The 22,960-nt window shown below is 66.3% G+C and carries 22 protein-coding genes, 2 pseudogenes and 1 riboswitch; of the genes and pseudogenes, 14 read left to right on the forward strand and 10 right to left on the reverse strand.

The features are described from left to right. The coding region (locus ACLQI9_RS08640; protein WP_442391474.1) for a metallopeptidase family protein at positions 1-396 on the forward strand (396 nt) is incomplete at its 5' end. A gap of 71 nt (positions 397-467) precedes the next feature. Here ACLQI9_RS08640 and ACLQI9_RS08645 read toward each other — a convergent pair. Further along, positions 468-815 (reverse strand): WhiB family transcriptional regulator, encoded by a 348-nt coding sequence (locus ACLQI9_RS08645; RefSeq protein WP_324436170.1) that lies wholly within the window; start codon positions 813-815, stop codon positions 468-470. A 356-nt stretch (positions 816-1,171) separates the two neighbouring features. Between ACLQI9_RS08645 and cofD the strand changes: the two genes are divergently transcribed. The 3 genes from cofD to ACLQI9_RS08660 are packed head-to-tail and all read left to right on the forward strand — an operon-like array spanning position 1,172 to position 4,132. Beyond that, positions 1,172-2,164 (forward strand): 2-phospho-L-lactate transferase, encoded by a 993-nt coding sequence (gene cofD, locus ACLQI9_RS08650; RefSeq protein WP_442382712.1) that lies wholly within the window; start codon positions 1,172-1,174, stop codon positions 2,162-2,164. A gap of 55 nt (positions 2,165-2,219) precedes the next feature. After that, positions 2,220-3,590 (forward strand): coenzyme F420-0:L-glutamate ligase, encoded by a 1,371-nt coding sequence (locus ACLQI9_RS08655; protein WP_442382734.1) that lies wholly within the window; start codon positions 2,220-2,222, stop codon positions 3,588-3,590. Then, a complete protein-coding gene (locus ACLQI9_RS08660; RefSeq protein ID WP_442382711.1) occupies positions 3,587-4,132 on the forward strand; it encodes an NUDIX hydrolase in 546 nt (181 codons plus the stop codon). The genes ACLQI9_RS08655 and ACLQI9_RS08660 overlap by 4 nt, the downstream gene beginning before the upstream one ends. On the opposite strand, the gene ACLQI9_RS08665 is transcribed toward ACLQI9_RS08660, so the two are convergent. Genes ACLQI9_RS08665 through rfbD form a run of 3 tightly spaced genes read right to left on the reverse strand, consistent with a single transcriptional unit; the run spans position 4,114 to position 6,966 of the window. Further along, the gene (locus ACLQI9_RS08665; protein WP_442382733.1) at positions 4,114-5,190 is read right to left on the reverse strand and encodes a sugar phosphate nucleotidyltransferase; all 1,077 of its coding nucleotides are present in this window, start codon (positions 5,188-5,190) and stop codon (positions 4,114-4,116) included. The two genes, ACLQI9_RS08660 and ACLQI9_RS08665, sit on opposite strands and share 19 nt — an antisense overlap. Positions 5,191-5,192: 2 nt before the next feature. Then, entirely contained in the window at positions 5,193-6,044 is an 852-nt protein-coding gene (locus ACLQI9_RS08670) for a glycosyltransferase family 2 protein (protein ID WP_442391489.1), read from the reverse strand. Positions 6,045-6,078: 34 nt separating this feature from the next. Next, positions 6,079-6,966 carry a dTDP-4-dehydrorhamnose reductase gene (gene rfbD / locus ACLQI9_RS08675; protein ID WP_442382710.1) on the reverse strand — a complete coding sequence of 296 codons (888 nt, stop codon included), beginning with the start codon at positions 6,964-6,966 and terminating at the stop codon, positions 6,079-6,081. A gap of 112 nt (positions 6,967-7,078) precedes the next feature. On the opposite strand from rfbD, the gene ACLQI9_RS08680 reads away from it, so the two are divergent. Then, positions 7,079-8,545 (forward strand): LCP family protein, encoded by a 1,467-nt coding sequence (locus ACLQI9_RS08680; protein ID WP_442382709.1) that lies wholly within the window; start codon positions 7,079-7,081, stop codon positions 8,543-8,545. 18 nt (positions 8,546-8,563) lie between these two features. Here the strand turns inward: ACLQI9_RS08680 and ACLQI9_RS08685 are convergent, their stop codons facing one another. Then, positions 8,564-9,703 carry an RNA-guided endonuclease InsQ/TnpB family protein gene (locus ACLQI9_RS08685; protein WP_442382708.1) on the reverse strand — a complete coding sequence of 380 codons (1,140 nt, stop codon included), beginning with the start codon at positions 9,701-9,703 and terminating at the stop codon, positions 8,564-8,566. A gap of 116 nt (positions 9,704-9,819) precedes the next feature. On the opposite strand from ACLQI9_RS08685, the gene ACLQI9_RS08690 reads away from it, so the two are divergent. From ACLQI9_RS08690 to ACLQI9_RS08715, 6 genes and pseudogenes are all read left to right on the forward strand, one after another. Then, positions 9,820-10,497 (forward strand): TIGR03089 family protein, encoded by a 678-nt coding sequence (locus ACLQI9_RS08690; protein ID WP_442382731.1) that lies wholly within the window; start codon positions 9,820-9,822, stop codon positions 10,495-10,497. Between the two features lie 114 nt (positions 10,498-10,611). Continuing rightward, a complete protein-coding gene (locus ACLQI9_RS08695) occupies positions 10,612-10,890 on the forward strand; it encodes a DUF1490 family protein (RefSeq protein WP_442382730.1) in 279 nt (92 codons plus the stop codon). A gap of 9 nt (positions 10,891-10,899) precedes the next feature. Next, positions 10,900-13,062, forward strand: a complete 2,163-nt coding sequence (gene ctpC / locus ACLQI9_RS08700) for a manganese-exporting P-type ATPase CtpC (protein WP_442382707.1) — start codon at positions 10,900-10,902, stop codon at positions 13,060-13,062. Next, positions 13,059-13,238, forward strand: a riboswitch (cobalamin riboswitch). (Overlaps the previous gene by 4 nt.) 37 nt (positions 13,239-13,275) lie before the next feature. Beyond that, a complete protein-coding gene (locus ACLQI9_RS08705; protein WP_442382706.1) occupies positions 13,276-14,004 on the forward strand; it encodes a (2Fe-2S)-binding protein in 729 nt (242 codons plus the stop codon). Continuing rightward, complete coding sequence (locus ACLQI9_RS08710; RefSeq protein WP_442382705.1) at positions 14,001-14,558, forward strand: DUF7676 family protein; 558 nt, start codon at positions 14,001-14,003, stop codon at positions 14,556-14,558. The genes ACLQI9_RS08705 and ACLQI9_RS08710 overlap by 4 nt, the downstream gene beginning before the upstream one ends. A 30-nt stretch (positions 14,559-14,588) precedes the next feature. Next, a pseudogene (locus ACLQI9_RS08715) lies at positions 14,589-15,880 on the forward strand (PPE family protein). Between the two features lie 16 nt (positions 15,881-15,896). On the opposite strand, the gene ACLQI9_RS08720 reads toward ACLQI9_RS08715, so the two are convergent. Beyond that, entirely contained in the window at positions 15,897-16,448 is a 552-nt protein-coding gene (locus ACLQI9_RS08720; RefSeq protein WP_442382729.1) for a cation transporter, read from the reverse strand. Between the two features lie 216 nt (positions 16,449-16,664). Continuing rightward, positions 16,665-17,219: a GNAT family N-acetyltransferase gene (locus ACLQI9_RS08725; protein WP_442382704.1), complete on the reverse strand. Its 555-nt coding sequence runs from the start codon at positions 17,217-17,219 to the stop codon at positions 16,665-16,667. Between the two features lie 529 nt (positions 17,220-17,748). Here ACLQI9_RS08725 and ACLQI9_RS08730 point away from each other — a divergent pair. The 3 genes from ACLQI9_RS08730 (at position 17,749) to ACLQI9_RS08740 (ending at position 20,156) form a co-directional block, all read left to right on the forward strand. Continuing rightward, positions 17,749-18,528, forward strand: a complete 780-nt coding sequence (locus ACLQI9_RS08730; protein ID WP_442382703.1) for a DUF2127 domain-containing protein — start codon at positions 17,749-17,751, stop codon at positions 18,526-18,528. 17 nt (positions 18,529-18,545) lie between these two features. Then, positions 18,546-19,457 carry a class I SAM-dependent methyltransferase gene (locus ACLQI9_RS08735; protein WP_442382702.1) on the forward strand — a complete coding sequence of 304 codons (912 nt, stop codon included), beginning with the start codon at positions 18,546-18,548 and terminating at the stop codon, positions 19,455-19,457. A gap of 195 nt (positions 19,458-19,652) precedes the next feature. Continuing rightward, a complete protein-coding gene (locus ACLQI9_RS08740; protein ID WP_442382728.1) occupies positions 19,653-20,156 on the forward strand; it encodes a leucine zipper domain-containing protein in 504 nt (167 codons plus the stop codon). Here ACLQI9_RS08740 and ACLQI9_RS08745 read toward each other — a convergent pair. From ACLQI9_RS08745 to ACLQI9_RS08755, 3 genes and pseudogenes are all read right to left on the reverse strand, one after another. Continuing rightward, positions 20,117-21,016 (reverse strand): annotated as a pseudogene (locus ACLQI9_RS08745) (IS481 family transposase); the annotation flags it as partial. The gene ACLQI9_RS08740 and the pseudogene ACLQI9_RS08745 overlap by 40 nt on opposite strands. A gap of 228 nt (positions 21,017-21,244) precedes the next feature. Continuing rightward, positions 21,245-21,478, reverse strand: coding sequence for a hypothetical protein (locus ACLQI9_RS08750; protein ID WP_442382738.1), 234 nt, complete (start codon positions 21,476-21,478; stop codon positions 21,245-21,247). Then, a complete protein-coding gene (locus tag ACLQI9_RS08755; protein ID WP_324388888.1) occupies positions 21,468-22,904 on the reverse strand; it encodes a WS/DGAT/MGAT family O-acyltransferase in 1,437 nt (478 codons plus the stop codon). Before ACLQI9_RS08755 ends, ACLQI9_RS08750 begins: the two co-directional genes overlap by 11 nt. Positions 22,905-22,960 lie beyond the last annotated feature (56 nt).

Genomic DNA, 22,960 nt, shown 5'->3' on the forward strand with positions numbered 1-22,960 from the left:
GTGCCCGGGTGGCGCAGCCGCGCCGAGCGCTTCGACATGGCCGTGCTCGAGGCCTACGAGCCAATCGAGCGACGGTGGCAGGAGCGACTGTCGGGGCTCGACGTGGCGGTCGACGAGATCCCACGGATCTCGGCGAAGGATCCCGACAGCGTGCAGTGGCCGCCGGAAGTGGTCGCCGACGGGCCGATCGCGTTGGCCCGGTTGATCGGCGCCGGCGTCGACGTGCGCGGAAGCGCTACCAGGGCGCGAGTTGTGTTGTTCCGCAAGCCGATTGAGCGGCGCGCGAAGGACACGGTTGAACTCGCCGAATTGCTGCATGAAATCCTGGTGGCCCAAGTAGCCACCTATTTGGACGTCGAGCCTTCGGTCATCGACCCGACGATCGAGGACGACTGACCAGCGGGCGATCGCCAGCTCGGCGCGGCCGCGCGCGGCGGGTCGCCCGCCGACCAATCGAGTCGACCGCGTCAGATGATTCCGCGCTTGAGGCGGCGGCGTTCCCGCTCGGAAAGCCCGCCCCAAATGCCGAACCGCTCGTCGTGAGCTAACGCGTAGTCGAGGCATTCGGCCCGGACCTCGCAGCCCAGGCAGATCTTCTTCGCCTCACGGGTGGAGCCGCCCTTTTCGGGAAAGAACGCCTCGGGGTCCGTTTGCGCGCACAACGCGCGGTCTTGCCACTGGTCCGTGGTCACCGGGTCGGGGTCAAAGACTGTCGTCACTTCGACCGCATCGGGAACAGGAACCAAACTCAAACGGGGCCTTGCTGTTACCCCTGTGATTGGCGAGCCGGTAGTGGTGTGCGGTGTGCCTCCCATTAGGCCCCGAAGGTGCTCATAGGACATGCTCCGCCTCCTCACCTAGGTTTCGTTGATCGTGAATATCACCACTGTTTTGATGTGTGCCATCTCGATTCGAACAAATGATCGAATCTCGGTCTGCGACACCGAATCCGGCCGGCCAACCGGGAAATGACACTGATGTGATTAGACACGGGTGAGCTGCGCTTTGCAAGCGATTCGGAAGAATTCCATACCATCTCGTGATCATTTTTTTGTGACACTGAAGCCGTTGCCGCTCCGGCGTGTCGATCACACCCCCTTTTTCGGCACCCGGACGGACCCCCGCCGCGAGGGTTCGAGCCGCATCGTCGCCGGGCGTACTGTCGTGCGGTGTGAAGGTCACGGTTCTGGTCGGCGGGGTAGGCGGCGCCCGCTTTCTCCTCGGTGTGCAGCAGCTGCTCGGTCTGGGCCAGTTCACCTCCGCGCCTGCAGCTGCCGGCGATCACGAGCTGACCGCGATCGTCAACATCGGCGACGACGCCTGGATGCACGGGGTGCGCATCTGTCCGGACCTGGACACCTGCATGTACACCCTGGGTGGCGGCGTCGACCCGCAGCGCGGCTGGGGCCATCGCGATGAAACCTGGCACGCCAAAGAGGAACTCGCCCGCTACGGCGTGCAGCCCGACTGGTTCGAGCTCGGCGACCGTGATTTGGCTACCCATTTGGTGCGTAGCCAGATGCTGAGGGCCGGCTACCCGCTCTCGCAAGTCACCGCGGCGCTGTGCGACCGCTGGCAACCCGGAGCCAGGCTGCTACCCGCCAGTGACGACCGCTGCGAAACCCACGTCGTCATCACCGATCCCACCGACGACAGTCAGCGCGCGATCCACTTCCAGGAATGGTGGGTGCGCTACCGGGCCCAGGTCCCGACCCACAGCTTCGCATTCATCGGTGCTGAAAAGGCCCACGCTGCGCCTGAAGTCACCGAAGCTATCGCCGACGCCGACATCATCCTGATGGCACCGTCAAATCCGGTGGTGAGCGTCGGCGCAATCCTGGCTATCCCCGGCATCCGGGGAGCACTGCGATCGACCAACGCGCCCATCGTCGGCTACTCGCCAATCATCGGTGGAAAACCGTTGCGCGGCATGGCAGATGCGTGCCTGACCGTAGTCGGCGTTGCGTCTACCGCAGAGGCGGTGGGACGGCACTATGGCGCGCGAGCCGGTACGGGCATCTTGGACTGCTGGCTGATACACGAGGGCGACCACGCCGAAATCGACGGGGTTGCAGTGCAGTCGGTACCACTGATAATGACCGATCCGAAGGCGACGGCCGAGATGGTGAGCGCCGGCCTGGACCTCGCGGGCGTGGCGCTTTGACCGCGAGGGCGACGATGCAGAGCGAAGCGATGAAGAGGAGCGGCGCATCGTGACACTGACGACGCCGCCGACCGGCGGCGAGCACGGCACCGCCTCGGCGGTTGAGATCCTGCCGGTCACCGGGCTTCCCGAATTTCGTCCGGGCGACGACCTGAGCGCGGGGGTGGCCGCGGCCGCGCCCTGGCTGCGCGACGGCGACGTGCTGGTGGTCACCAGCAAGGTGGTTTCCAAATGTGAAGGCCGGCTGGTGGACGCGCCCGACGACCCTGAGGCGCGAGACGTCCTGCGGCGCAAGCTTGTCGACGCGGAGGCCGTTCGTGTGCTGGCCCGCAAAGGTCGCACGCTGATCACCGAGAACAAACTGGGCGTCGTTCAGGCCGCGTCCGGCGTGGACGGCTCCAACGTCGGCGCCGACGAATTGGCACTGCTGCCCGTCGATCCCGATGCCAGCGCTGCGGCCCTGCGGGCCGGGCTGCGCGAACGGCTGGGCGTCACCGTCGCCGTCGTGGTCACCGACACCATGGGCCGAGCATGGCGCAACGGCCAAACCGACGCTGCCGTCGGCGCGGCCGGTCTGGCCGTCCTGCACAGCTACGCCGGTGCCGTCGACCGGCACGGCAACGAACTATTGGTCACCGAGATCGCGATTGCCGACGAGATCGCCGCCGCGGCCGACCTGGTCAAGGGCAAGCTGACCGCGATACCGGCGGCCGTCGTGCGCGGGCTGCCCGGCGGCATCGTGTCCGACACCGGCGACACGGCCCGCCACCTGGTGCGGTCCGGCACCGACGACCTGTTTTGGCTGGGCACCGCCGAAGCCCTGGAGTTGGGCCGCCGACAGGCCCAGCTGCTGCGCCGCTCGGTGCGCCAGTTCGCCGGCGAGCCGGTGCCGCCGCAGCTCATCGAGGCCGCCGTCGCGGAGGCGCTCACCGCGCCGGCCCCCCACCACACCCGGCCGGTGCGCTTCGTCTGGCTGCAGACATCCGCGATTCGCACGCGGCTGCTGGACCGCATGCGGGACAAATGGCGGTCCGACATGTCCGGTGACGGCAAGCCGGCCGACGCCGTCGAACGACGCGTGGCGCGCGGCCAGATCCTCTATGACGCAGCAGAAGTCGTGATCCCGATGCTGGTACCCGAAGGCGCGCACGATTACCCAGACGCCGCGCGCAACGACGCCGAGCACACCATGTTCACCGTCGCGGTGGGGGCGGCCGTGCAGGCGCTGCTGGTGGCGCTGGCCGTGCGCGGGGTGGGCAGCTGCTGGATCGGCTCGACGATCTTCGCCGCCGATCTGGTCCGCGAAGAGCTGGGGCTGCCCGGCGACTGGGAGCCGTTGGGCGCCATCGCGATCGGCTATCCGCCTGAACCGTTAGCGGACCCGCGCGACCCGGTGCCGGTCAGTGACCTGCTGGTGCGCAAGTGAGCATTCGGCAGTCGGCCATCGCCTTGCTCCGCGAGTGGGAGGCACCGAACCGGGGGCAGGACTCGCTGCGCCACGCCGTGTTGGCGTTTATGGACGCGCGCGACGACGCCTGCCGTCGCGAGTGCGTACCGGGACACGTCACCGCGTCGGCGTTGGTGCTCGACGACTCCGGCGGCCAAGTCCTACTCACTTTGCATCCGCGGCTGGGCCGTTGGGTGCAACTGGGCGGGCACTGCGACGACACCGACCGCGACATCGTCGCGGCGGCACTGCGGGAGGCCACCGAGGAATCCGGCGTGACCGACCTGCGCATCGAACCCGACCTGGTCGCCGTGCACGTCCACCCGGTCACCTGCTCGCTGGGTGTGCCGACCCGTCATCTTGATCTGCAGTTCGTGGCCCATGCCCCGGCCGGCGCCCAGATCGCGATCAGCGACGAGTCGGTGGACCTACGTTGGTGGCCGACCGAGGAGTTGCCCGAAGGGTCCGACGAGGCGCTGGCCTACCTCGTCTCCCGGGCAACTCACACGTCGCTGGAGTAGCGGATCCCGCCGTCGGGAATGGAAACCCCGGGCCACACCCGCGCCCCGCGCAGCAGCTCGCAGCGTGCGCCGATGTCGGCGCCGTCGCCGATGACGCCGTCGCGGATCAACGCCCGCGGACCAATTCGCGCGCCGAAGCCGATGATCGAGCGCTCGATCACGCTGCCGGCCTCGATCCGCGCGCCATCGAAGATGACCGCGCCGTCCAACCGCGCGCCCGGGCCGATCTCCGCACCCCGCCCGACGACCGTGCCGCCAATCAGCAGCGCGTCGGGAGACACCGCGGCGCCGTCGTGCACCAACTGCTCGCCCCGGTGGCCGTGCAGCGCCGGCGACGGGGCGATGCCGCGCACCAGATCCGCCGATCCACGCACGAAGTCTTCCGGCGTGCCCATGTCCCGCCAGTAGCTGGCATCGACATAGCCGTAGACGCCAACGTCGCCGTCGGAAAGCAGCGCAGGGAACACTTCACGTTCGACCGAGACCTCACGGCCGTGGGGAATCCGGTCGATGATCTTGCGGGAGAACACGTAACAACCGGCGTTGATCTGGTCGGTCGGCGGATCCTCGGTCTTCTCCAAAAATGCTGTGACACGGCCATTTTCGGTCGGTACGCAGCCAAACGCGCGGGGATCAGCCACTCGCACTAAGTGCAGGGTGAGATCGGCGTGCTGCTCGTGGTGATAGTTCAGCAGCTGCCCCAGATCGGCTCCGGAGAGCACATCGCCGTTGAAGACCATCGCGGTGTCATAGCGCAGCCGTGAGCCGACATTGGCGATGGCGCCGCCGGTACCCAGCGGGTGCTCCTCGGGCACGTATTCGATCTGCAGCCCCAGCTTGGAGCCGTCGCCGAACTCTTTCTCGAACGCCGCGGGGTGGTATGAGGTGCCGAGGATGACGTGCTCGATCCCGGCCGCGGCAATCCGGGAAAGCAGATGGGTGAGGAACGGCAACCCGGCGGTGAGCAGCATCGGCTTGGGCGCCGACAAGGTCAGTGGCCGCAGCCGGGTGCCTTTACCGCCAACCAGGACAACAGCGTCAACCTCAACGCTCACCACCGTCACCGCCCCCCTTCTGTCCGCCGTGAGCCGCGCACCATCAGCCGTACCCGCACCGCCAACCCCGCCCGGATGGCCCAGCGCAGCGGGGCGCGCCGCCATCCAGCATGCCGGTCGGCGAGATAGAGGTAAGTGCTTTTGTGGTGGGCCGCCAGGTTGCGCGCCGACTCGCGTGCGGTGGCGTGGCCCTTGTGGTGCAGCACCTCGGCCGACGGCACATAGACGTTCAGCCAGCCGGCCTTACCAAACCGGTCGCCCAGGTCGACATCTTCCATGTACATGAAGTAGCGCTCGTCGAAGCCGCCGATCTGCTCGAAGGCCACGCGCCGCACCAGCAGGCACGAGCCCGACAGCCAGCCCACCGGGCGCTCGGTGGGTGCCAGCCGCTCCTGGCGGTAGGCCGTCGACCACGGATTGTTCTTCCACAACGGTCCGGCGACGGCGTGCATGCCGCCACGGATCAGGCTGGGCAGATGGCGCGCCGAGGGGTACACCGATCCGTCCGGGTCGTGGATCCGCGGACCTAGGGTCGCAGCCCGCGGCCAGCGCTCGCCGGCGTCCAGCAGCGCGTCGATGCTGCCGGGGCCCCACTGCACGTCCGGGTTGGCCACCACGACCCACTCGTCGGCATCTCCCAGCTGCGCTATCGCGCGATTCACCGCGCTCCCGTAGCCGAGGTTGGACCCGGTCGAGAACAGCCGCACACCCGGGTAGCGCTCGACGGCGGCCTGCGGCGTCCCGTCGGTGGAGCCGTTGTCGGCCATCAGCACGCTCACCGGGCGCTCAGTCGCATGCGACAGCGACGCCAAAAACCGGTCCAGGTGCGGACCCGGGGAATAGGTCACCGTCACCACCCGCAGGACGTCACTCACGCGTAGAGAGTAACGATCAAGGTCTCAGCGGCGCAGCCAGCGCCTGGGCGAGCGCGTCGCGCCACGGCCGCAGCGGCGACAAGCCGGCCCGCTCCGAGTGCCGACCGGACAGTGCCGAATACGGCGGTCGCGGCGCCGGTCGCGGATTGTGAGCGCTGCTCACCGGCACCACCCGCTCGGGATCCGCGCCGACGTCCTCAAACACCGCGCGGGCCTGCTCGAAGCGGGAGACCGCCCCTGCGTTGGCGGCATGCACAATTCCGTTTGGCGGCCGCGTGACCTGCCCGTCGGCGACTTCGAGCAGCGCGGCGACCAGATCGGCGACGTAGGTCGGCGACCCAGTTTGGTCGTCAACCACCTCGACGACGCCATCGCCGGCGGCCAGCTTGCGCATAACGGCCACGAAGTCCTTGCCGCTTGCGCCGGTGTAAACCCAGGCGGTGCGCACCACCACGGCCTCCGGCGAGGCCGCCAGCACCGCGTGTTCGCCGGACAGTTTCGTCCGCCCGTACACGCTCAGCGGCGCCGTCTCGTCGTCGGACTCGTAGGGGTGCGGCGCTGATCCGCCGAAGTCGCCGCTGAACACGTAGTCGGTGGAGATGTGGATCAGCCGCGCGCCGGCGCGCGCGCAGGCCCGGGCAATGCGCTCGGGGCCGGCCGCATTGACGGCGTACGCCCGCTCCTCGTCGCCCTCGGCGCCGTCCACATTGGTGTAGGCCGCGCAGTTGATCACCACGTCGCCGGTCTGCACGATATGCCCGGCGGCCTGCGGATCGGTGATGTCCCATTGCGACGACGTCAGCGCCAGCACGTCGCGTCCTCGGCGAGTCGCCTCAGCCGCCACCCAGCTGCCGGCCTGCCCACCGGCACCGGTGATCACGATCCTGTCTCGCTGGGTAACCAACGCCACTCCTCCTCATCGCTTTGCTCTGCATCGTCGTGGGCGTGGTCACGAGTCTGGCACGCCGAGGCCTCAGCTACCGGCGATACTGCTGTGACAAAAGTAGTCTGAAATGATGCCTGTGCATCGCGTGGTTCGTGTGATTGCAACCGTGGCGGCCGTCATGGTCGTGCTCGGCACCGGGGTGGCTTGGAGCAAGGTCCGCTCTTTCGAGGACGGCATCTTTCACGTCTTCGCGCCATCGTTGGGTCACGGCGGCGACGACGGGGCGATCGACATCCTGCTGGTCGGCATGGACAGCCGCACCGATGCCCACGGCAACCCGCTGAGCGCCGAGGAATTGGCGACGCTGCGGGCCGGCGACGAGGTGGCCTCCAACACCGACACCATCATCCTGGTGCGCATCCCCAACAACGGGAAATCCGCGACCGCGATCTCGATTCCGCGCGACACCTACGTTTCCGCGCCCGGGCTGGGCAAGACCAAAATCAACGGTGTCTACGGCCAGACCAAGGAGGAGAAGCGCGTCAGCCTGGTCGAATCCGGCGTCGCGCCCACCGAGGCCGAGGCGGAGGGAACCGAGGCCGGCCGTGAGGCGCTGATCAAGACGGTCGCCGACCTCACCGGTGTCACCGTCGACCACTATGCCGAGATCGGGCTGCTGGGCTTCTCGTTGATCACCGACGCCCTCGGCGGTGTCAAGGTCTGCCTCAAAGAGCCTGTGTACGAACCACTTTCGGGCGCCGATTTTCCGGCTGGTTGGCAGAAGCTCAATGGTCCACAAGCGCTGAGCTTCGTCCGTCAACGCCATGACCTGCCCCGCGGGGACCTGGATCGGGTGGTGCGCCAGCAGGTGGTGATGGCCTCGCTGGCCCACCAGGTGATCTCCGGGAAGACGCTGTCGAGCCCGGCAACGATGAACCGGCTGCAGCAGGCCATCCAGCGCTCGGTGGTGCTGTCATCGGGTTGGGACATCATGGATTTCGTGAATCAGCTGCAGAAGCTCGCCGCCGGCAAGATCGCATTCGCCACCATCCCGGTGCTCGACGAGTCCGGCTGGAGCGATGACGGCATGCACAGTGTCGTGCGGGTCGATCCTCATCAGGTGCAAGACTGGATCGCGGGGCTACTGCACGGTCAGGCGCAGGGCAAAACCGAGGAGCTCGCTTACACGCCCGACAAGACCACCGCCAACGTGCTCAACGACACCGATATCAACGGGCTCGCTGCGTCGGTGTCAGAAGTGTTGAGCTCCAAAGGCTTTGCCGCGGGGAAGATCGGCAATAACGACGCTGCCCATGTGGCCGCCAGCCAGGTGCAAGCCGCCAAGGCCGACGACCTGGGCGCGCAAGCGGTCGCCAAAGAACTCGGCGGACTGCCCGTCATCGCCAATGCATCGGTCCCCCCGGGATCGGTGCGGGTGGTGCTGGCCAACGACTACACCGGCCCGGGCGCGGGCTTGAGCGACGGGCCCACCGCGACGACAGCTGGTTCGTCGAACTCCGGCGCGGCTGACAACAACGCTCCCCCGCCCTCGCCGATCCTGACCGCCGGCTCCGAGCACCCCGAGTGCGTTAACTGACTTGACATCCTCCCCGCCCTAAAGGGTGGGGATTCCCGGCTCGGCAAGCACCCGAACCTCGAGAAGATCCGAATGTCTTACAGCTTCAGCACCGGCAGGGTTGAGACCAGCCCTGTCCAGAATGACTCTGGCAGCATTTCTATCGCGATCCTGGATTATTCCGCAGGACTCGCAGACAAAAACCCGCTCCGACAGCAGCAGGCGGGACTTGGCTCTCGCACCGCAACCGCTGCATGTCATCGTCGTGTAGGCGGGCGGCACCAACACCACCTTTCGGCCCGCCCGCTGGGCATGCTCGATCAGCGTCGCTTTGGTCGCGCCGATGATGCCGTCGGCGGACTTGCGCGCCATACGGGACTTGGCCAAGAACCGTGGCTTAAAGTCCTCAACCGCCAATGCCCCATGGTTGGCGACGACTTTAGTGGCCCACTTACGCGCCGTGTCCTTCCGCTGCCGGGCGACTTTCTTGGACAGCTTGGCGACAGCGCGTTTCGCGCTGAGGTAACCCTTGGACGCCCGCTCGCCGCGGGCCGGCTTGCGCCGCGCCATCGTCCGCTGCCGGCGTGCGACCTCTCTGCTGGCGCGCTTGCCGTGTTCCAAATGCGGCAGGTCGTATTCCGCGTCGGTGGTAGTCGCCACGGCGCGTACACCCCAGTCGATGCCGATAGCCTCATCGCAGACCGGCAGCGCCCGGTCGTCGCGGTGCACCACGAAGCTGGCGTACCAATGTCCGATGCTGTCGCGGTAGACGCGGACACTGCTCGGCTCAGACGCCAACTCCCGCGACCACACCACCGGAATGGACAGGCCACCAGCCAAATGCAAGCGGCCATCTTTCACAGCGAATCCTCGCCTGGTGTAATTCAGGCTCAGCAGACTGCGCCTGCCGGACTTGAACTTGCGGCGCCCCTTACCCTTGGCTCGCTTGGCGCGGAAGTTGCGCAGCATCTGCTGTTGCGCTACCACCGAACCATTACGCAGCCAATCATGCTCCCGCCGCCAGCCAGTAAGCGCATCGTCACGGACCCACTCGCCGGACTCGTTAAGCCGCGCAACCGCTTGATTCCACACCCACCGGCAGACATCCCACTCTCGCAGCAACGCCGCCAGCGCGGTCGCGCCGGGGCGCAACCTGTACCGATAGCGGACAACGTTCATGCGGCGAAGGCTACCGTCGCGGTACGACAACACCGCCCATTCCTCCCCGGCCTGAAGGCCGAGGCTTCCTGGGCGGTGAATCGGTGACGACGCTCAGCGAAGCGATTCTGGACCCGATGCTGCGCGCCGACCCGGTCGGCCCTCGCATCACCTACTACGACGACGCCACCGGCGAGCGCATCGAGCTGTCCGCGGCGACACTGGCCAACTGGGCGGCCAAGACCGGCAACCTGCTGCGCGACGAGTTGGGCGCCGGCCCAGCCAGCCGGGTGGCGGTGTTGCTACCGGCACACTGGCAGACGGCGGCGGTGTTGTTCGGGGTGTGGTGGATCGGCGCGGAGGTGGTACTCGGCGGCTCAGAGGCGGATGTCGCGTTATGCACCATGGCTCGGCTCGACGAGGCCGACACCACCGACGCAGGCGAGCTAGCGGTGCTGTCGCTGGACGCGTTCGGTCGTGCGGCGTCCGATCTGCCGATCGGTGTCACCGACTACGCGACCGCGGTGCGGGTACACGGCGACCAGATTGTCGCCGAGCGGCATCCCGGCCCGGCCTTGGCCGGCCGATCCGTCGACGAGGTGTTGGTGGCCTGCCAACAGTCCGCGACGGCACGGGGTTTGACGGCTGGCGATCGGGTGCTCTCGACGGCGTCCTGGGATAGGCCCGACGACGTGATCGACGGTCTGCTCGCGGTGCTGGCAGTCGGCGGGTCGCTGGTGCAGGTGGCCAACCCCGATCCGGCCACGTTGCCGCGCAAGATCGGGACCGAGAAGGTCACCCGCACCCTCGACTAGGCGCGCGGACCGAGCGCCAGGACAATCCATATTGATATCGCAATATCTCGATGTTACCGTCGTGGGAAGCTATGATTGCGGACCGGCAAGGGCATGACAGGAGGACGTTTCGCGATGTTGGTGCACGGGCTATTGGGCAAGGCGGCCGGAACGGTGGTAACGGGTCTGGTCGGGGTCAGCGCCTACGAGGTTGTACGCAAGGCTCTGGCCAAGGCGCCACTTCACGACGCCGCCGTGACCGCGACGGAGTGGGGACTGCGCGGAACTCGACGCGCCGAGGAAGCAGCGGAGTCAGCCCGGCTGAAGCTGGCCGACGTGGTGGCCGAAGCCCGCGAACGCCTCGGTGAGGAGGCGCAGCCTCCGGCCATCGGCAACCACGACCACGAGCACTGATTGCCCGCGATGACTGCCGCGACCTGCCCTGACTTAGTCGTCGTTTCCGACGCCGCGGGGCGGATGCGGGTGCACGTCCCCTGGGTGCGTTCGAATTCACGGCGCGCCGTCGCCGTGGAAGAGGCGGTGGATCGGCAGAACGGGGTGCGGGCCGTGCACGCCTATCCCCACACCGGTTCTGTCGTCGTTTGGTATTCGCCGAGGCGCTGCGATCGTGAGGCGGTGCTGGCGTCGATCACCTCAGCCGAACACGTTGCCGCCGAGTTGATCCCGGCTCGTACACCGCGATCATCCGACGTGCGCAACACCGAGGTGCTGCGCATGGTGATCGGCGGCACGGCGCTGGCCTTACTCGGCGTGCGCCGCTACGTCTTCAAACGACCGCCGCTTTTGGGCCCGACCGGCCGGCTGGTCGCAACCGGCGCGACGGTGTTCATGGGCTATCCGTTCTTGCGCGGCGCGTTGCGCTCACTGTGGTCCGGACGCGCCGGCACTGATGCACTGGTGACCGCCGCGACCGTGGCCAGCCTGGTGCTGCGCGAGAACGTCGTCGCGCTCACCGTGCTGTGGCTGCTGAATATCGGTGAGTACCTTCAGGATTTGACATTGCGACGGACCCGTCGGGCGATCTCGGATCTGCTTCGCGGCACCGCCGACACGGCCTGGATCCGGCTGGCCGACGGCCCCCAAGCAGGCACTGAAGTACAGGTCCCGATCGACACCATCCAGATCGGCGATGACGTGGTGATCCACGATCACGTGGCGATACCGGTCGACGGTGACGTGGTCGACGGCGAGGCGGTTGTCGACCAGTCCGCGATCACCGGCGAAACGCTGCCGGTCAGCATCGTTGCCGGGTCAACGGTGCACGCCGGTTCGGTGGTGCTGCGCGGGCGACTGGTAGTTCGCGCTCGTGCCGTCGGCAACGAAACCACCATCGGCCGCATCATCAGCCGCGTCGAAGAGGCACAGCACGATCGGGCACCGATCCAAACCGTCGGCGAGAACTTCTCCCGTCGCTTCGTTCCCATCTCGTTCATCGTGTCCGCGATCACCCTGGCGATCACCGGAGACGTCCGGCGCGCGATGACCATGCTGCTGATTGCGTGCCCTTGCGCAGTGGGCCTGGCGACACCGACCGCGATCAGCGCGGCGATCGGCAACGGCGCACGCCGCGGCATCCTGATCAAGGGCGGATCGCACCTCGAGCAGGCCGGACGGGTGGACGCAATCGTCTTCGACAAGACCGGCACGCTTACCGTCGGGCGCCCTATAGTGACGAATATCATTGCGCTACACAATGACTGGCAGCCAGAGCAGGTGCTCGCGTATGCGGCCAGCTCGGAGCTGCACTCCCGTCACCCGCTGGCCGAGGCCGTGATCCGCTCGACCGAGGAACGCCGCATCATCATTCCACCGCACGAGGAATGCGAGGTGCTGGTCGGACTCGGCATGCGGACCTGGGCCGACGGGCGGACGCTGCTGCTGGGCAGCCCGTCCCTGCTGCGCTCGGAAAAGGTCAAGGTTTCGAAGAAGGCAGCGGACTGGGTCGACAAGCTGCGCCGTCAGGCCGAGACCCCCCTCCTGCTCGCAGTGGACGGCAAGCTGGTCGGGCTGATTAGCCTGCGCGACGAAGTCCGGCCCGAAGCGCCAGATGTGCTGAAGAAGCTGCGCGCCAACGGAATCCGCCGGGTCGTGATGCTCACCGGTGATCACCCGGACATCGCGACGGTGGTTGCCGGCGAGCTGGGCATCGACGAGTGGCGCGCCGAGGTACTGCCCGAGGACAAACTCGAATTGGTGCGCCAACTTCAGGACGAAGGCTACGTCGTCGGTATGGTCGGCGACGGCATCAACGACGCTCCGGCGCTGGCGGCCGCCAATATCGGGATCGCTATGGGTCTGGCCGGTACCGACGTCGCGGTGGAAACCGCCGATGTCGCGTTGGCCAACGACGATTTGAACCGCCTGCTCGACGTGGGCGACTTGGGCGGCCGCGCGGTCGAGGTCATCCGCCAGAACTACGGCATGTCGATCGCGGTCAACGCCGCCGGGTTGCTTATCGGTGCCGGCGGCGCATTGTCGCCAGTGCTCGCGGCGATCCTGCACAACGCGTCGTCGGTGGCTGTCGTCGCCAACAGTTCCCGGCTGATTCGGTACCGCTTGGACTGATCGAGGTGCGACAATGTCGCACGTAAGGCGATGACGATGTAGGAAGCCGGTGCAAATCCGGCGCGGTCCCGCCACTGTCATCGGGGAGCGACCCTCAACCGCCACGGCCGCGAGCTGGAAGGCGAGGCGAGCAGCGATCCGAGAGCCAGGACACTCGCGTCGTCGCATCCTGCGGACCGGGGCGGTCGACCCCGAGAGAGCTGTTAGACGTCGATGTCACGTCGTTGTTGCACCCGCGCATCCGAGGCGAAAACCGTCGCGTTGTTCGCCGAACTCTCAGACATCGGTGCATATTTCGCAGTGGGCACCGGACCCGTTGATGACGGCTGGCGGCCGGTAGCGCAGCTGTACACCGACGCCGCACTGCTCGAAGGGCTCGTCGGCCGCATACAGGCACGCATGGACGCCGCAGAGCAGCGGGTCGCCGCCTCGACATTCTTCCTCGGCTTCGCCGCGCGGCTGTGGTCGATCGGCCTCGGCGCGTTGGCCGGCCACCGGCTGCTGCCCGACTTGGCGCCCGAGCACTTGCTGTTTCGCGAGGCCGGCGGGCAAATCCGGCTGCATATCGAACGTCCCGTCGCCTGGCGGGGTGACGACGTGGAGCCGATGCTGGCCGACATGGTGCTCGAATGGCATCTGGCGCGGCTCACCGCGGCGCTGCGCCGACTCGGCCCCATCTCTGCAAAATTATTGCGGGGCAATGTGGCCTCCGCGCTGCTCGGCGCGGCGCGTGTCTTCGACCGCGACGCCACACCCGGGCCGGGATGGCAACTAGCCCGCAGGTTGTGCGCCGACGAAAGACTCTCGGATGCAATCGTTTTCAGCGATGCCGGCTACCGCCGGACCAGCTGCTGCCTTTACTACCGCGTCCCCGGCGGTGGGTTGTGCGGCGACTGCGTGCTCACGACTCAGCCCCATGAGCGCGGAAAGGTGACATCATGACCAACCCCAATCCCGCCATTGTGGACGCGGACGGCGTTGGCCGCGAACAAGTCTGGCCGCTACCCACCGACGAACAAAGCCTGCTCGATCTGATCCACCTGTGCTTCGAGCAGTACTGGGACGACATCTGGTTCGGCATCCTGGTGCAGGGCGCGGCCTGGGAAGTGGCGGCGCCGAACCCACCCAAGCGGATCTCGATGTACGACGGTTACGCCACTGTGGACTTCGGCCGCTGGCATTTTCACCTATGCATCGGCGAGCACCGGGAAAGCGGACCCGAACTCGGCCGGATCCGCAGGTGTTCGCGCGCCGAGCTGCAACGCCGTATCGCCGAAGAAGGGGCCCCCACCTCATGGGGGGCGCGGCTCTACAATGGACGCGACGAACAAATGATGGTGCTGATGCTGCCCAACCCGTTTTTAGCCAACGATCAGCAGCTTCGCGGCCAGCCGGCCTGGACGCAGTTGGAACTGTGGGATCGGCTGCGGGCTAAGTACCTCGGGCTGGATCCCGACCCACTTGACCGCTCCGGCAAAGGTTTTCGTCATGGCTGAGGGAGGCGATCACTGACCGCACCGATTTGGATGGCCGCACCGCCGGAGGTGCATTCTGCGCTGCTGAGCAGCGGCCGCGGCCCCGGATCGCTGCAGACCGCCGCAGAAGCGTGGACCGCGCTGGCACCGAGTACACCGAAACCGCCCAAGAACTGTCCGCCATTTTGGGCAGCGTGCAGCCCGGGGCTTGGGAAGGACCGAGCGCCGAGGCGTATGTGGCCGCCCATGTGCCGTATCTGGCGTGGCTGATGCAGGCCAGCGCCGACGCTGCCACGACTGCAGCGCAGCACCAAACCGCGGCCACTGCCTACACCACCGCGCTGGCGATCATGCCGACACTCGGCGAGCTCGCCGCCAACCACGCCACCCACGCCGTGCTCTTAGCGACGAATTTCTTTGGTATCAACACGATCCCGATTGCGCTGAACGAGGCCGACTATGTGCGGATGTGGGTTCAGGCCGCCACCGTGATGAACACTTATCAGGGTGTGACCACCCCAGCAGTGGCGGCATCACCGCAAACCCCGCCCGCGCCGCAGATCGTGAAAGCCAACGCGGCGGCGACCACCGCCGATTCAGACTCGTCGTTGCCACCCGACACGGAGAAAAATTGGCTCAATCTCTTGCAGAACAGCGGGTTTACCAACTTCTACAACAACGTCCTGCAGCCGTTGATCAACGACCTGGCGAACAACCCCTACTTGACGACGCTCTTTTCCGGAATCGATCCCTATCTGACCGAGCTGGGTAATCCACTGATCTTCCTTGACCCGTACAACGTAGCGTTCGCCCTCGGCTACCCGATGGATATCGGTTCGTATGTGGCCTATTTGTCGGAAACCTTCGCCTACATCGGAGCGGATCTCACAGCGGCATTCGCTTCGGGTAACCCGGTAAGTGTCGGTCTCACTATCGTGTTCGACACCGTCGAAGCCATCGGCACGATCATCACCGACACCATCGCGTTGCTGAAGACTCTGCTCGAGCAGGTTATTGTGCTGATCCCGACTGTTCTGCCGCTGTTGACCGTTCCCTTTGTCCCGCTGGCTGTCGTCCCGATGGGCGCAAGCGGCTTAGCGGGCTTGGCGGGTTTGGCCGTATTCGACGGTGAAATCGTCACGTTGCGAATACTTTTCGCCACCGAACCGACCAACGAGCGACGCGTTCGCTCCCTGATCGACAAAGCCCTCGCTACCGGACAGTTGACCGGCCTCGATGGCGGCGTCACGACATGGCAACTCAGGTCTGCCGCCCCTGACAACGTCCGGCCGGAGGAGCAGGACCATGCTGCGGACTTGATTGCCCACGGACTCGACGCCTGACGATGGCCGCCCTCGTTCAGCAGCCGCAGTCCTCACCACGCCAGGACTTGAAGCCTTGCCAAATCGCAACGGCGGCGATGCCTAGGCCGATGATCGGATCGAACCACCAGAAGCTGGGCCAGCCGGCAGTGATCGCAAGGCCGAGCAGAACCGCGGCGGCCTGCGTGCCGCACAAGTAGTTCTGGGTGCCTTCACCGGCGGTAGCCGCTGAACCCAGACGCACGGCGAGGACGTGTTTGGCCCATCCCAAAATCGGCATCAGCACCAGCGAGGCGGCCGTCAACGCCATACCGATCACCGTGGTGTCAGCGTGATGCTCACCAAACAAGTGATGTACAGATTCTGCGGCGATATACGGCGCCGTCAGCCAGAACGACAACGCGACACCGCGCTGAGCGCGCCGTTCAGCCGTCTCGGACAAGGTGCGCGAGCCGGAGAATCGCCACGCCACCATTGCACTGGCCACCGCCTCGGGCAGGCTGCCCAATGCCCACCCGGTCAGCGCTATCGACCCGACCGCCAGGCCCTGCCATAGCCCGATCACACCCTCGGCGAGCATCGCCGCCATGCTGACCCACGCCAGCCACCATGCCCACCGCGCTCGACGCTGCCAGGCCGCGTCCCGCCGCAAAGACCGCGACGCGGCGAGTGGAGACTCTGCGCAGCAAGCCTCATCAACGATTCCGGCGGGAGTGCCGGTCGGGCGCGAGATGGTCACCAGGCGATGTTAGAGCCAACAACATCAGCCCACACACGGTGACACCCATTCTCCAGAGATCGGCATTCATTCATCGCCGACCTCGACCGGCTGCGGCGGCGATGACACGTCGCCGCCGCCCCGCAGCGAACATTGCCAGAAGCCGACGTCGTGCCAGCCGCCCCGCTTGTAACCGGCATCGACCAGCTGGCCGATCCGGACGAACCCGTGTCGCTCATGCAGCCGGACGCTCGGCTCGTTGGGCAGGGCGATCACCGCCACAACGCTGTGGAACCCTTGGCGACGCAGGCGACCGAGCAGTTCGGTGTACAGCGCGTCGCCCACCCCGCGACGCTGCCTCGCGGGATCGACATACACGGTTGCCTCGACGGTCCATTGGTAGGCGTCCCGCTCGTTCCAGGGCGCCGCATATGCCACGCCGACAACCCGGTCGTCGGTAGCGACCAGCCAGGGGAACCGCGAGCGCAGTCGTCGCCAGTCAGTGCGCCATTCGTCGACGCCCTGTGGTTCAGTCCGGAAATTGACGAACGATTTTTCGATGTAGTGGTTGACGATCGTGCAGACCTCTGCCAGGTCGTCTTCGGTGGCGAGCCTGACCCGCAGGCCCGGTCGCTGGCTCACGAAGCTCAGATGCCCTCGCCTCGATATAGGTCGATGTCTTTCTCTTCCAGGCATTGGGCGAGGCTGTTCACCCTTTGCGGTGAGCGACAGCCACGCCGCAAACATCCATCTCTCGGGGTCGTCGTAGTGTTTGACGTAGGCGTGAGAAATCTTGTTGATCGAATGATCGAGCGACCTTCGCCAGGCGACGAATCGTTCATCCTTCTCGCCGACGGACCCAAGCCGGAAGAGTCCGTCAGTCACCACGGCGCGAATGAGCTCCAGGGTTTCGTTTTGTATTTCCGGCGGTGACGCCGATGGATTCCGATGTCGGACATGCCAATCCACGGCATTGAGATCCACTGGTTTACCGAGGCCTTCGAGCAGCAGCCCGTTGCGAACCGCGTCGCCTGCGGTGCTCATCGGTTCCGACTTCGCGTAGCACGCATCATCCTGATGACCGTACAGTTCCAGGGCTGGCAGCCGACAGGTTTTTCCTCGTCGCAGACCCTCGCTGCGGGCCGCGTGGCCGTGACACTACCGTGCACTCATGGTGGATTTTGCTCTGCGCTCATGCGGATTGCGTGGCCACGCGACGTTCGCTCCTGATGAGCCGGAGCTTCGGGAGCGCTTGAAGGCCGACACTCCCGCCGGGGAGGCGTGGCGTTGTTTGCGTTGCGAGACATTCGTTGTGGGCCCTCCCCGCAGCAACGGCCCGGCCAATACGGCGCCGGAGATCCCGCGCGGGCGAATGCTGCGTGATCGGACGTTGATGCGAGCGCTCGCCGTGGAACGCGCGCTTCGCTGCGTGATTTTTTTGTTGGTGGCGGCCGGCGTGTTCAAGGTCAACGGGTCACGTGAGCGGTTGCGCCACGCGTTCGAGCAAGACCTGCCGTTGCTCAAGCCGTTGGCGAACCAGATCGGATGGAATCCGGACAACTCCAAGATCATTCACCACATCGCGCATGCATTCGCGCTGTCGTCGTCGACGCTGACGTGGATCGCAGTGGGCCTTAGTGCCTATGCGGCGATCGAGCTTGTCGAAGCGGTCGGGTTATGGCTGATGCAGCGGTGGGGTGAATACTTCGCGGTGATCGCGACCAGCGTCTTCCTTCCGCTGGAAATCTACGAGCTAACAGAAAAGATCACAGCGCTCCGACTTATTGCGCTTGTCATCAACATCGTTGCGGTGATATGGCTGCTGTGGAGCAAACGGCTGTTCGGGTTGAACGGCGGCGGCAAGGCCTACCGGGAAGAACACGAGACAGCGAGTTTGCTGAGCGTCGAACGAGCGGGCCTAGCCGAAACCGCCGCCGGCGGCGCGACGTAACCACAGAAAGGCCAACGATGCCGCGTACCGACAACGACACCTGGGATTTGGCAACCAGCGTAGGGGCAACCGCCACCATGGTGGCCGCGGGCAGAGCCCGTGCCAGCATTTCCGACCATCCGGTAATCGAAGACCAATTCGCCCAACCGCTGGTACGAGCGGTCGGCGTCGACTTCGTCATCCGCTGGGCGGCCGGCGAACTCGACCCGGCCGACGTCGACATTCCCGACCACCCGTGGGGCATGCAGCCGATGACCGATCTGCTGGCGGTGCGCACCCGCTTCATCGACCGATCCGTCGCCGACGCGACGGCGGCCGGCGCCCGCCAGGCGGTGATCTTGGCCTCCGGGCTGGATGCCCGCGGCTACCGACTATCCTGGCCGTCGGACATGACGGTATTCGAGATCGACCAGCCGCAAGTCATCGATTTCAAGACGGCGACGCTGGGCGCGCTGGGCGCCAAGCCCACGGCCGACGTGCGGGCGGTGTCAGTCGATCTGCGCGACGATTGGCCCGCGGCGCTTCGGCAGGCGGGCTTCGACGCACAACGGCCCACCGCGTGGATCGCCGAGGGCCTATTGGCGTTCCTTCCTCCGGAGGCCCAGGATCGCTTGCTGGACAACATCACCACTCTCAGCGCGAACGGCAGCCGACTGGTCGCGGAGATCTTCTTGAACTCACCGGAATCCCTGCAGATCATGCACACCGCGGCTGCCAAGTGGTATCAGCACGGCCTGGACACCCACATCGATGACCTGTGGTACGGCGGCGAGCGTCATGACGTCGCGACCTACCTGAACCAGCGCGGCTGGCAGACGGTGCGGACCCTGGTCCGGGAGCTCTTAGCCGACGCCGCACTACCGGTGCCGGCGCGCAACGACGGTCAGAGCGACAACTACCTCTGCACCGCGACGCTGGAGGCGCAATGATGCCCGGCGGCCCCAAGCCTCTTCTAAAACTGACTGAGGTTGTTGACAGTCTGGGCTCCTGATGGAAGGAGCCGCATGGCTGATCGTGTTTGGAGTGAGAAAGATTTGATCAGGCGGGCGAATCGGCGCCTGGCTGTGCTGCAGCACGCTGAAGAGGTCAGCGGCAACGTCGCTGCCACGTGCCGCTACTAAGGCATCAGCCGCAACGTCTTTTACCGATGGAAGCGCCGATACGACGACGAGGGTCTCGAAGGCCTCAAGGATCGGTCTAGTGCACCGTTGTACTGCCCGACGGTCACTGATCCCGACGTAGTCGAGAAGATCGTTGACAGGTGGGAGCGGATCGTCTTGACCCGCGCTGCGCCGATCGAGACGTGGATCAGGTCGCAGTCGGCCCAAAACCGCGCCACCAGCCCCGCGCGGCGCGGCCCGAGCCAGAACTGTTTGTGCGCCACCCACATGTTCCCCGAGGCGGGTACCACCTTGTCGAATTCGATTGGCCCACCGTGGTACTCACCCGGCTTCAGCGCGTCTGCTGCGCTGTCTTGCGCCGGGCCGGGTGTGACTACCGGGGCCAGCGTCGGCGGGACCCATAGCTCCACCAGGGCGCGTTCGGTCTGTGGGGTCGGGGTGAACCGCTGCTGCGGGGACACCGGCTGTTTGAGGTCGAGGGCCTGGTGCGGGCGCTCGCCGTTGTAGTCGGCGACGAACACGTCGAGCGCGGCCTGGGCCGCGGCCAGCGACTCGAACAGCTCGCGCCCGTCGAGCAGTTCGCGCCGCAAGGTCAGGTGGAATCGCTCCACCTTGCCCGTCGTGGTCGGCGACGCCGGCGCGGTCAGCCGGTGCGCGATCCCGTTCAAGCGGCAAATCTTGTCGAACAACACCTCCCCGCCCTTGCCGAACCGGTCGGTGAACTGTTTACCGTTATCGGTCAGGATCTCTTCCGGCACACCGAACTTCGCCAACGCTTCGGCCAACGCCAAACACACCGCCCGCCCGGTCGCACGGGCCACGACCTTGGCGATCACGCAATAGCGGGAGTGGTCATCGACCCCGGTGACCACCTTGGCCTCCCGCAGCCCCCCGGTGACCGCGTCGACGATCATCACCCCACCGACAATGTCCATCTGCCACAACTGCATCGGCGCATCACGCTGCCAACGCTTAAACGACTCCCGCCGCCGCTTGCGCGCCCTGTGCTCCAGCAGCCCGTGCCGCGACAGGATCCGGTTGATCGTGCGCTCCGCCGGCACCACCGCCGCGCCGCCGGCCTTCAACAGCTGCATCCGGATCCGCTTGGCACCCCAGCGCGGGTGCTTTCGTCGCATCTCTACGACCACGACCTCGACATCACCGCTGCACCGATGCGGACACGACTTCGGCCGCCGCGACCGATCAACCAGACCGGCCACCCCCGCGGCCAGATACCTGCCCAACCACGAATGAAGCGTCTGCCGCGACACCCCAACCCTCGCGGCCACCTCGGTCACCGTCGCACCCGCCAACACCAACCGCACCGCATCCAACCGCTGCTCAACCACCGACAACGCAACCAGCACCAATCCCGACCTCCCAAGCCCGACGCCCCCGCGGGGGACATCGCACTCAGGCTGCCGAAGACCGACCGGCGTCAAGCATCAACTGGCACAGCACTGTCAAGCATCACCTGGCACAGCACAACTTGTCAGGCAGCCGAGCTGTGAGAACTTTCTTTACTGGTATCGAGGGCACCGAAGGTGCACGAATCTGGACCGGACATGGGATCCTCGCCCACAGCCTAGTCAAGATCAGCGCCCTTGCCGTGCCAAGAAACCGGGCAGCAGAAGTACGCTGCGCCCGTCGCCGTGCGGTACACCGTGCCCACGGAACACAGGGTCGACGAGCAACCGGGCCAGCTCCGCGTAGCAGCGGAGTTCGAGAAGGGGGTGGCCGTGCCAAGCGCTGACCTCGTCAGCCGGTTCATGGGGTTCGGGTCGCACGGTGCCGGACGCCGCAGCAGTGCGGCCGAGGTCATTCGCCACCGGAACCGCTCCGGTCGGCCTTCCTGCGGCCCGGGCTGGCCTTGCGCGCGGCGGGCGGGGGTTGGGTGTCCGCGTCGCTGAGTTCGGCGATTCCGCGGTCGATTCCGGCGCACATCACGTCGATGTCGGGCACGGTGTCGTAGTCACCGGTCACACCGACGTAAAGATTGCCGTCGTAGGAGAAGATCGCCGTGGCGATCCGAATCTGCGGCCCCAGCATGACGTAGGGCCCGGCTTCGAGCATGCGACGTCCCAGCAGGTAAAGGGGGTGCTGGGGACCCGGAACATTGGTGGTCACGGTATTGACGGTGCGCTGGGGAAGCCGTGCCGCCAGCCGCGAGCCGAGCGCCAGCAACATGGGCGGCGAGAATCCCTGCAGCCCGACAAGAACCTGGCCCGCCACGGCGTCGCCTCGCTGCTTTGTCTCGTTCATCTGCTGGCTGATAGCCTCTAGCCGCCGGACGGGATCCTGCTCACCCACCGGCAGGCGGACGAAGACGGCCGAGACTTGATTGCCGCCCATTTCGCCGGGGGCACGGACCGATACCGGCACCATGGTTCGCACGGCGCTGGACGGTTCGAGCTCAGCGCGGGCCGCCAGCAGTTCCCGAAAGCCGGAGGCCACCGCCGCAAGCACCACGTCGTTGACGGTCCCGCCGTACCGTGACCGGATGGACTTCACCGCCTGCAGGCTGATCGTCGTACGCGCAAACCGCCGGTATGGGCCGATCGGTCCGTTGAGCGAGGATGTGGTCGCCTCGGCGAGAGTCTTTCCGAGCGGAAGCATGGTACGTGCCATCACCAGGCCCCGTCCGAATAGTTCACGCGGTGTCCGTAGCGCGCCCTCCAGCGCTCGGAGCTGATCCAACGGGCTCAGCCCTCTCAGCGATTCGGTCGCCAGGGCCCGCCGGCCTGGCGCGGGCTCCGGGCGCCACGACGCGGGCGCAGATGGGTGCGCCTCTGGTTCGTCGGACAGGATCACGGTGTTGATTTCGTTGGCAGTCACTCCGTCGACCATCGCGTGGTGAAGTTTCCACAGCACCGCCCAGCGATTCTCGCCAAGTCCTTCCGCTACCCACATCTCCCACAGTGGATGGCTTCGGTCGAGCTGCTGGGAGACCACCCGAGCAAACAGTCGGGTGAGCTGTTCCTCGCCGCCCGGCGCCGGCAACGCGGTCCGGCGGATGTGATAGTCCAGATTGAAGTTGGGGTCGTCGATCCACAGCGGTCGGGCGATCCCCAAGGGTAGGAAGCGCAACTTCTGACGGTAGCGCGGAACCAGCGCCAGCTTGCCTTCGATGTAACGCACGAGTTCGCCGTGGTCGGGAGCAGGCCCCTCGAAGACCGAGAACCACGCGACATTCGCCCGACTCTCGTCTGTCTCCAGGTCCAGGAACGCCGCGTCGAGCGCAGTTAGCCGTTGCATGTCAGCTCCGTGTGGTCGGGAACCGCCAAAAGCGGCGGAGCAAAGTCACATCCGCC

The organism is Mycobacterium sp., from assembly GCF_052143115.1.
Taxonomy (GTDB): domain Bacteria; phylum Actinomycetota; class Actinomycetes; order Mycobacteriales; family Mycobacteriaceae; genus Mycobacterium.